General features: G+C 37.5%; 7 protein-coding genes. 3 read left to right on the top strand and 4 right to left on the bottom strand.

The window, feature by feature from the left end; genetic code table 11:
• Together MW688_RS17025 and MW688_RS17020 are read right to left on the bottom strand one after the other, a co-directional pair.
• The coding region (locus tag MW688_RS17025) for a DNA polymerase beta superfamily protein (protein ID WP_486737207.1) at positions 1-1,106 on the bottom strand (1,106 nt) is incomplete at its 3' end.
• Positions 1,107-1,354: 248 nt separating this feature from the next.
• Complete coding sequence (locus MW688_RS17020) at positions 1,355-3,322, bottom strand: ABC1 kinase family protein (RefSeq protein WP_486737206.1); 1,968 nt, start codon at positions 3,320-3,322, stop codon at positions 1,355-1,357.
• 156 nt (positions 3,323-3,478) lie between these two features.
• On the opposite strand from MW688_RS17020, the gene recN reads away from it, so the two are divergent.
• The 3 genes from recN (at position 3,479) to gcvH (ending at position 6,565) form a co-directional block, all read left to right on the top strand.
• Entirely contained in the window at positions 3,479-5,221 is a 1,743-nt protein-coding gene (recN, locus tag MW688_RS17015; protein ID WP_486737205.1) for a DNA repair protein RecN, read from the top strand.
• Positions 5,222-5,235: 14 nt separating this feature from the next.
• Positions 5,236-6,102 carry a phosphodiester glycosidase family protein gene (locus tag MW688_RS17010; RefSeq protein ID WP_486737204.1) on the top strand — a complete coding sequence of 289 codons (867 nt, stop codon included), beginning with the start codon at positions 5,236-5,238 and terminating at the stop codon, positions 6,100-6,102.
• A gap of 67 nt (positions 6,103-6,169) precedes the next feature.
• Positions 6,170-6,565, top strand: coding sequence for a glycine cleavage system protein GcvH (gene gcvH / locus MW688_RS17005; protein WP_486737203.1), 396 nt, complete (start codon positions 6,170-6,172; stop codon positions 6,563-6,565).
• 78 nt (positions 6,566-6,643) lie between these two features.
• On the opposite strand, the gene MW688_RS17000 is transcribed toward gcvH, so the two are convergent.
• Both MW688_RS17000 and murA read right to left on the bottom strand, forming a co-directional pair.
• Positions 6,644-7,300, bottom strand: coding sequence for a glycoside hydrolase family 24 protein (locus MW688_RS17000; protein ID WP_486737202.1), 657 nt, complete (start codon positions 7,298-7,300; stop codon positions 6,644-6,646).
• An 851-nt stretch (positions 7,301-8,151) separates the two neighbouring features.
• Positions 8,152-9,471, bottom strand: coding sequence for a UDP-N-acetylglucosamine 1-carboxyvinyltransferase (gene murA / locus MW688_RS16995; protein ID WP_486737208.1), 1,320 nt, complete (start codon positions 9,469-9,471; stop codon positions 8,152-8,154).
• Positions 9,472-9,647: the final 176 nt, after the last annotated feature.

Below are 9,647 nucleotides of genomic sequence, written 5' to 3'. Positions count from 1 at the left end.
AATCCCATTTCTGCTACTATCTCCATACACAACTCATTAAGAAATTCTCTATCTACCCTATCTGGTAAAACTGATTTAACCTGTTTAACCTCTTCAAACAGTTTTTCAGCTTCTGCCATTAATTCTTCATAGGAAATCTCCCCTTTACGCACTGCTAACAGATAATCTGCATCACCAGCTTTGTGTCGATGAGGATTTAAAACCCCTTCAGTTACTGCTTCTTTAGCCATGCGCAATAAACGTAAACAATGACTACCATGTTTAGAATCATAACCACATTTAGCCTCTAAACTTGCTCTTTCTTTGTTTCTATTTTTCAACCATCTTTGATAGTTTTCCCAATCTTTAATAGCTGATTGATACATTCGTGTGGTATGAAGATGGTGCATAAACTCATCAGAAGCATTAGTAATTTTTTGCACTTTTGAGTACACATCATCATTCAGGGGATAATTTTTCAAAATTGCTTTATAGTCAATATCTCCTAGGATTAACTCCCGAAATTTTTCTACTGGTTCTAAATATTCAATACAGTCTCTTACTAATACATAGAGAAACTCTATAAAACTATTAACTTGAGATTTAGTTAAAGGTAAATAGTCACTACGGTCAAAACCAAAATCTTGAGGAGTAGGTCTTTTTTCTGGAGGATTTAACAACCAGCGACGATGTCTCTCCATGCGTTTAATCTGACTTTCTGCATAACCAGCAGCAGAGTATTTTAAGCTAGAAGATAGAAATTTTTCTCGATTGTTAATCAGTTTTTCCCCTAAACTAGTTAAGTGTAGGTAATATTCTCTATCTAACCAAAATAATTCTACTAAATTAGGATTATTTTTTTCTATTAAATAAAACAGCTTTTTTAATTCATATAGACAAAAATCAGGATTATTATCTAAAAAAGAAAATTTACCAGAAATTTCTTGAGGGTTCTCTAAGTTCCAAGAGTCTCTTTGTTCTATATTTTTTAATCCTAAATAATATTCTTGGGTGCCTATAAAAACTCCCCGATAATCTTCGTCCGAGTCGGGTAAGTTAGTTCCGTAGGCGTGGGAACCAGTTAAAGCAATTAAGATTGTTCTCGCTTCTACTTCTGGTCTAAGCATAATATTTTTGGGTTAGTAATATTATTTTATTATATAGCAATGAGCCAATAGATGTTGACAAAAATGATGAAAAGCCCCCCTTAGTAAGGGGGGTTGGGGGGAAAAGTTAGTGATAAATGTTGTTAACACCACTGCGGTCACTGCTATAACAGTTGGTAAAAAAGAGCGTCGCACTTTTTCCGCTAAAAAAACCGACACCATACTGATAAAAGTTGATGTCGGGTTTTTCTATTTATGTCTTTATAAAATTAACGTAAAGCGGCTACAGGAGGTAAAGCGCGATTAGAAGCTTCTCTAGCTAAATACTCCCTATCTAAGAATAGACGACGCAGTAGACGCGCGGCGGTTTTCTGTGCTAATCCTTCCACAACTTTTTGCCCTAATTCTTGGGTTTCTGATTTAGTAACCAGTTTATTCAAAAGATTAAGGAGTTTCACAGGTTCATAACCGGGGGTATCTTGAAGAATCACCCAAATATTGCGTAGGTGTTCTACTGTTTCTTCATTTTTAGCCAATTCTGCTGGAGTTTCTTGAACAGTTAAACCAACCCTTTCACGGATTGAAATAGACCAATTTAGCCAAGTGCGACGACCCCAAATATCTAAAGCATTAACTATTTCAGTGGCTAAACGCTCCCGGATAAAAGTACCTCTTTCAGAAAAGAGAAAATCTACTCCTTGGTCTACAACTTTATCAAAATTATAGTCTTGAGAGTTACTAGCGTTACGGAGTAAGTTTTCTAAACGATTCCAACGGAAACTACCATCTTTGAACAGTAAATCTCGTAAAGAAGCACGAAGTTGGGGGGATTGGTCGGTGAGTAGACGCTTAGCTACATAGGGGTAAGCTTTACTGAGAACTTTGAAATTAGGATCAATGCCAATCGCTATCCCCTCTAAAGTTACCATAGAACGAATAATCAAGGCGTAGTAGGCGGGAACGCGAAAAGGAAACTCATACATCAGTCCTGACATTTCGTCAGTGATACTTTTAAAGTTTAACTCCGCTACACTTGCTCCTAAAGCATTGTTAAATACTTTAGCTAAGGCGGGAATGATTGGTTCTAAATTTGTATCAGGAGTTAGGAATTCCAGATTCACATAGTCTCTTGATAAAGCTTCAAAGTCTCTATTAACTAAGTGTACTACTGCTTCAATTAAACCATAGCGCTGATAGGGTTTAATCTCGCTCATCATACCAAAGTCTAAGTAAGCTAATCTCCCATCTGGCATAGCTAACAGGTTACCAGGGTGGGGGTCTGCGTGGAAAAATCCATGCTCTAATAACTGACGTAGAGAACATTCTACTCCTACTTCTACTAAGTGAGTAGCATCTATACCTTGGCTCTGAATTTTTTCTATATTAGTTAACTTTGTTCCGGTAATCCATTCCATGGTAAGAACTCTACGGCCTGTATATTCCCAATAGATACGGGGTACATAGATTTCTGGTAAATTACCGTATAGTTCGGCGAACTTTTCAGCATTGCGGCCTTCATGGGCATAATTTATTTCTTCAAAGATTCTTGAAGCTAATTCATCAGTAATCGCTACTAAATCAGAGCGCAATTGTTTTATATTGTTTTGTGCCCAAGTAGCTAAGGTGCGCATGATGTAAATATCGAGGGTAATGCGGCGAATTAAGTCAGGACGTTGAACTTTTACCGCCACTTCTTCTCCTGTTTTTAATTTTCCTTTGTATACTTGTCCTAAAGAAGCCGCAGCAATTGGCTTAGGGGACAATTCAGCATATATTTCACTTGGAGGAGATCCTAGTTCTTCTTCTATAAATTGGTAAGCGATTTCATTGGGAAAAGACGGTAATTGGTCTTGTAGTTGCGCTAACTCATCTAGATACACAGGTGGAACCAAATCAGGACGAGTTGATAAAGCTTGCCCAATCTTAATATATGTGGGTCCTAAGTCTGTAAGGATTTCTCTAAGTTTAATTGCTTGTTGGCGTTGGTTTACATCAGATTTACCCCGAATTTTGTCCCAGCGTATGCCAAGATAGAATGATAAAAAGGTAGTGACGATTTTTATAAATCTTGTAATTACTGAGAAGGGTCGAGATTTATAGTATTTACCGATAGTCTCGGGATTATATGCCCAACTCTCCGGTTTTAAATCGTCTACTGGGCCTAAATTTTCTTTGTGAGCTAAGGGTGTTTTTATAGGATAAAATTCTATTGGTGCTGATATTGTTGTTTCATTCATAAGTTATATTATTTATGATCGCTATGATTCGGTGGCTGTTTCTAGTTGAGCAGCGAATTTTTAATTTCTCACTCTTTGAATATATGTTAACTATTGTAACAATAATTTTGTCAAAATAATAATTGTGACTAATTTGGGGCTTATTTCTGGCCATCTATGCTTTACTCTCTAAAAATTAACAATTTTGCCCTAATCGATGAATTAGAACTACAATTTGGTTCTGGTTTAAATGTTTTAACCGGAGAAACTGGGGCAGGGAAATCAATTATCCTCGATGCTATTGATGTGGTTTTGGGCGGCAAGGCACATCAACGTCTAGTTAGACAGGGAAAAAACCGTGCGGTAATTGAAGCGACTTTTTTAGTAAATTCCCATGTAAGTGAATGGTTTGTAGAACAAGAGTTAGAACCATTAGAAGCAGATACGGTGATTTGCAGTCGCGAAATGATCGTAGGGAAAGAGAATCTGCGATCGCGCTCCCGCGTGAACGGCATTTTAGTAAATCGCCAACTCCTATTACAAATTCGCGATCGCCTTTTAGAAATTACGGCCCAAGGACAAACGGTGGAATTGATGATTCCCGAAAAACAGCGACAACTATTAGATTCTTACGGTGGAGTTGAACTACTCCAACAACGGGAAAAAGTTACCACAGCCTATAATATAGCCCAAGCTTTACACCAAAAACTCCAGAAAAGACGCCAATCAGAACAAGAACGTTTACAAAAACTAGATTTAACTCAGTATCAACTACAGGAGTTAAAAGATGCAGCTTTAACTGAGGCTGATGAATTAGAACAACTAGAACAAGAAAGAGAACGTTTATCTCACCTAGTGGAATTACAACAACTTAGTTATCAATCCTATCAAATTCTCTACCAAAACGAACAGGAACAACCAGCAGTTTCGGATTTACTAGCAAAGGCTGAAGGATTATTGGCAGATATGGTTAAGTATGATACCACTCTAGAGTCTGTATTGGAAATGGTGAGAAATGCCTCTCTACAAGTAGTAGAAGCGGGACACCAAATTTATAGCTATGGGGAAAATCTAGAGGGGGATCCAGAATATTTAGCCCAAATAACTAGTAGAATTGGTAAGCTTAAGGCTATTTGTCGTAAATATGGACCCACTCTCCCTGAGGCTATTGCCTATCAGCAAAAATTGGTGGAAAATTTACAAGAGATGGAAAATGATAGCCAAGGAATTGAAACTCTAGAAAAAGAATACACAATAGCTCAAGAAAATTTAACTGATTTATCTCAAACTCTAACTAAATTAAGACAAGTAGCCGCGGCTAAATTAGAACAGCAATTAACTACAGAGTTAAAACCTCTGGCCATGGAAAAGGTAATTTTTGTTTGCCGTATCTCTCATGCTCCAATAAATGCTACAGGTTCAGACCAAGTAATCTACTACTTTAGTCCCAATCCAGGAGAAAATATACAACCTCTATCTACCACAGCATCAGGAGGAGAAATGAGTCGCTTTCTGTTGGCTTTAAAATCTTGTTTTGCTGATACTAAAACCACAGGGAAAACTTTAGTATTCGACGAAATCGATGTGGGTGTATCAGGAAAAGTCGCCAAGGCTATAGCTAATAAATTACATTACCTCAGCAAAGTTCATCAAGTTTTATGTGTTACCCATCAACCCCTAGTAGCAGCTATGGCTGATGTTCATTTTCGCGTAGAAAAACAAATAGTAGCAGAAAATCCCAGTGTGGATTCTCTTGATAGTAATTTACGTACAGTGGTACGTGTACATAACCTGGCTAATCACCAACAAAGACGGGAAGAATTAGCCCAACTCAGTGGAGGACAAGCTGATTTAGAGGCCATTGCCTTCGCCGAGTCTCTCTTAACTCAAGCTGAAGTTTCACGAACCAAAACTCAATAGTTATTTGTAAAATTATGAAACGCTTTTTGATTTTATTATCTGTTAGTTGTCTTTTGTTAATCAGTTTTAGTACTCGTCAACTAGCCGCAACTGACAAAAAAGAAATAGAATATCGTGCTTATAAGCTACCTACAGCTATAGTTCATACCCTAGAGATACCTCGAACTAAAGAATTATCTGTAACAGTAGCAGTAGCACCAGAATTAATGACAGTAACAGAATTTGCTCAAGAACACCCTAAGGCGATCGCTGTACTAAATGGGGGCTTTTTTGACCCTAAAAATAAACAAACTACCTCCTATGTCATAAAAAATGGTCAAATAATCGCAGATCCTCGGAGAAATGAACAGCTAATGACTAATCAATCCGTAGGAATCTATATGGGCCAAATTTTGAACCGCAGTGAGTTGAGAAAATATCAATGTGGTAACGAGATTGAATATGATTTAGTCGGACATCGTACTCCTATACCTCCTAATTGTATTTTCTTAGATGGCTTGGGAGGAGGACCTGGATTACTTCCCGAATTTAACGGTATCAATGAGGCTTTTTTAGCTTATCGAGAGGATAAACTAGTAAGGGATGCTATCGGTAGTCACAAAGCTAATGCCCGTACGGCGATCGCTTTAACTCCCACAGGGGACTTAATCTGGTTAATGGTAGAACAAAAATCCACATCCACAGAGAATGGCGGTTTATCTCTACCAGAATTAGCCAATTTTGTACACAGTTTGGGAGTAACTAAGGCGATTAATTTAGACGGTGGTAGTTCTTCTAGCTTATATTGGTCTGGTAAAGAATATTACGGAAAAAAATTACCAGGAGGAAAACCTGTTAAACGTAAGGTAAAATCAGTTTTACTGGTAGAATCTGTTAATTGATAAAATCTGTAAATCTAACAAAAAATGGTAGTAAACTTATTATTGCTATTATTATTGAGGTAAAACTATGGAATTTGAATATCCTGACGATCTTAAATATCTTGATACACACGAGTATATTCGCTTAGATGGCGAAATAGCCACGATTGGAATCACTAGTTTTGCAATTGATCAACTAGGTGATATTGTCTTTCTGGAATTACCAGAACTAGGAGAGGCGGTAGAATTTGAGGAAACATTTGGTACTATAGAATCCGTCAAGGCTGTAGAAGACTTGAAATCACCCATATCTGGAACAGTTATTGAGCGAAATGAAGCTTTAATTGAGTCTCCAGAAAATATACCCGATGATCCTTATGGTGAAGGTTGGTTTATCAAAGTGAGAATAGATAATCCTGATATAGAAATAGAAGATGTTCTCTCTGCTGATGAATATCGCGCTCAAGTAGAAGGAGAAGAATAACCTCTACCCAAGCTAGTTGAGACCAGGCTAGAGGTGTTTTAGGTCATTCGTTCCCTGGATTTTAAATCCAGGGCGTTATTAAGATAGTTCTTCTTGGAGAATGTTTTGATAAATCTGGGGTAAATGTGGACTTATACTATTGCTTTCGATTCCATAACCCAAACTTGTCCAAGTGCCTGAAAGTCTTCGCAAAACTTTATCAATATTACCTTTTTCTAATTCAACAGCTACATTCATTCCCCAAGCTTGAGAATCTGATAACCAGCGATAAACTACTATATCTTGATATTCAGCTTCAAAACTATAATCTTGCCAGATAAATTTTGATTTGGGATGATACCTTCTCGCTTTTTCTTCCCAAGTAAAATCTAAAAATTGATAACGACCAGCCGCAGTGCTGCAATTTCCTCTGTTAGGTCCCCATTTGATAGAAACACATTTTTGAGGATGTTTTTCTAAACTATTTACATATTTTCCCCCATATAGTACATGATAAGGTTGTGGGAGATTAGATTCGGCCGCAGATATAGTTCTCATTAAAGCACGAATGTATGGATCTCCTCCTTCCATAACCAAAGGCTGAGAGATAATTGAAGGATTTTTCCAGAAAGTATTTATTGTATATTTTTTATTTTCTTTAACACTAGAACAGCTTACTACTAATCCCGTTAATAGGATGGAAAATAGGAAAATAGGAATTTTTCGGAGTTTAGGAGTAAAATAAGATTGATTCACTTATCTAATGGCTTATTTTGAACTATTCTACTATGATATCTTGTAGAAACAGCTATTAGCAACATTTTTGTAACTTAGCTTATTTTTCTAAGTTAGAGTCTCTCAGATCTTGCATCTTTATCACTCATTTACTGGTTGTGGTTGAGTAATGAGTAATGAGTAATGAGTAATGAGTAATGAGTAATGAGTAATGAGTAATGAGTTTTGAAGTAAGGAGTAATGAGTTTTGAAGTAAGAAGTCTTGAAGTAAGAAGAAAAGTAGGGTGCGTTAACGAAGTGTAACGCACCACAGGTTATGTGGTAATCAAGATTTTATATTAAAATAAATAAAATATATTATAGCAATGAGCCAATAGATGTTGACAAAAATGATGAAAAGCCCCCCTTAGTAAGGGGGGTTGGGGGGATCATTAGTAATAAATGTTGTTAACACCACTGCGGTCACTGCTATAGTATTCTAGGTTAATCAAATATTCTTCCAGTTGACACTCAAGTAGGGTGCGTTAACGAAGTGTAACGCACCATAGGTTATGGGGTAATCAAGATTTTATATTAAAATAAATAAAATATATTAGTATTCTAGGTTAATTAAATATTCTTCCAGCTTTGCCAAAAGTTACTGGTGGTGGATGAATCTTGAAGTCTTGAAGTCTTGAAGTAATGAGTTTTGAAGTAAGAAGTCTTGAAGTCTTGAAGTAATGAGTGGAAAAGGTGCAAGATCTGAGCAAAGGTGGGGGCGCAAGCCTCAATGGGGGCGCAAGCCTTGCGCCCCTACTACTACTTGTATTAATTGTCTTGCCATCATTACAAGCTCTTTCTAAAAAACCTACCCTTGTGAGCTTCCCTTTTACTCACGCAATTACAGAGATTGGATTGGGACTTTCATCGATGCGGCTGATATTTGCCCCTAAATTTCTGAGCTTGCCCTCAAGATTATCATAACCACGATCTAAGTGATGTAAACCTTGAACAATAGTCGTGCCTTCTGCTGCTAAACCCGCTAAAACTAAAGCTGCTGACGCTCTTAAATCCGTCGCCATTACTGGTGCCCCTGATAACTGAGAAACTCCAGTAATCAAGGCATGATTACCCTTGAGACGAATATTTGCACCCATACGATTCAACTCCGATACATGGCGCAATCTATTCTCAAATACAGTCTCACTAATAATACTATTACCTTGGGCGAGACTTAATAGGGCCATAAATTGAGCTTGCATATCTGTAGGAAACCCTGGATAGGGCATAGTTTCAATTTCTGTGGGTTTGAGAGTATTGGGAATAATTTTTAACCTGTGAGTATCTTCTCGAATCACCTGAGGACCAATTGCTTTTAGTTTAGCAATAACTGCCGTCAAATGCTCAGGAATTACTGGAAACAAACTAAGTTCTGATTCTGTAATCGCTCCAGCTACTAAAAAAGTACCAGCTTCAATGCGATCTGGGATAATGGCATATTCCACACCATGCAAACTCTCCACTCCTTCGATGATAATAGTTTTGCTCCCAGCTCCGGCAATTCTTGCTCCCATAGCTCGACAAAAATTAGCTAAATCCACTACTTCTGGCTCTTGGGCTGCATTTTCAATTCTAGTTTCTCCCTCTGCTAGAGTTGCTGCCATCATTAGGGTTTCTGTGGCACCTACGCTAGGATAATCTAGATAAATTCTTGCTCCTGTGAGTCTTTTTTTGTTAGCCTTGATGTGAGCATCGACAATTCCGTGCTCTATACGCACATCAGCTCCCATTGACTGTAAACCACGTACGTGTAAATCCACTGGTCTAGCACCAATAGCACAACCTCCCGGTAAGGGTATTCTAGCAACTCCCAATCGGGTTAATAATGGTCCAATAATAAAAAAACTTGCTCTTAATTGTGATACTAACTCGTATGGTGCATGAGATTTATAAATATCTTGGGTGGTAATCTCTAGGTTATTGCTTTGTTTATTGACTTTGATTCCCAGAGATACCAAAACCTGGCTCATGCGGTCAATATCTACTAAACTTGGTACATTGGTTAATAGACAGGAATCTCCCGCGAGTATCGTGCCTGCCATGATTGCTAGGGCAGAATTTTTTGCCCCGCTAATTTCTACTTCTCCCTGCAATTTCGTTTTGCCCTTGATTTGCAGAGATTTGTTTTGATTTTTATTATCTAAAGTACTAATTGTTTTCTCCTCTCACCACAATCATTCATTTTTGCTTTGGATTTTACCACACCTTATTGTTGATGTACAACAAAACAAAATCTACCGATTAAATTAGTGAAAAAAACTAGAGCTGAGGGCGCAAAGCAATAGCAGAGGGCCTCAGATCTTGCATCTTTATCACTCATTTACTGGTG

Source organism: Johannesbaptistia floridana (assembly GCF_057440575.1).
This window is presented reverse-complemented; position numbering and strand designations above follow the sequence as displayed.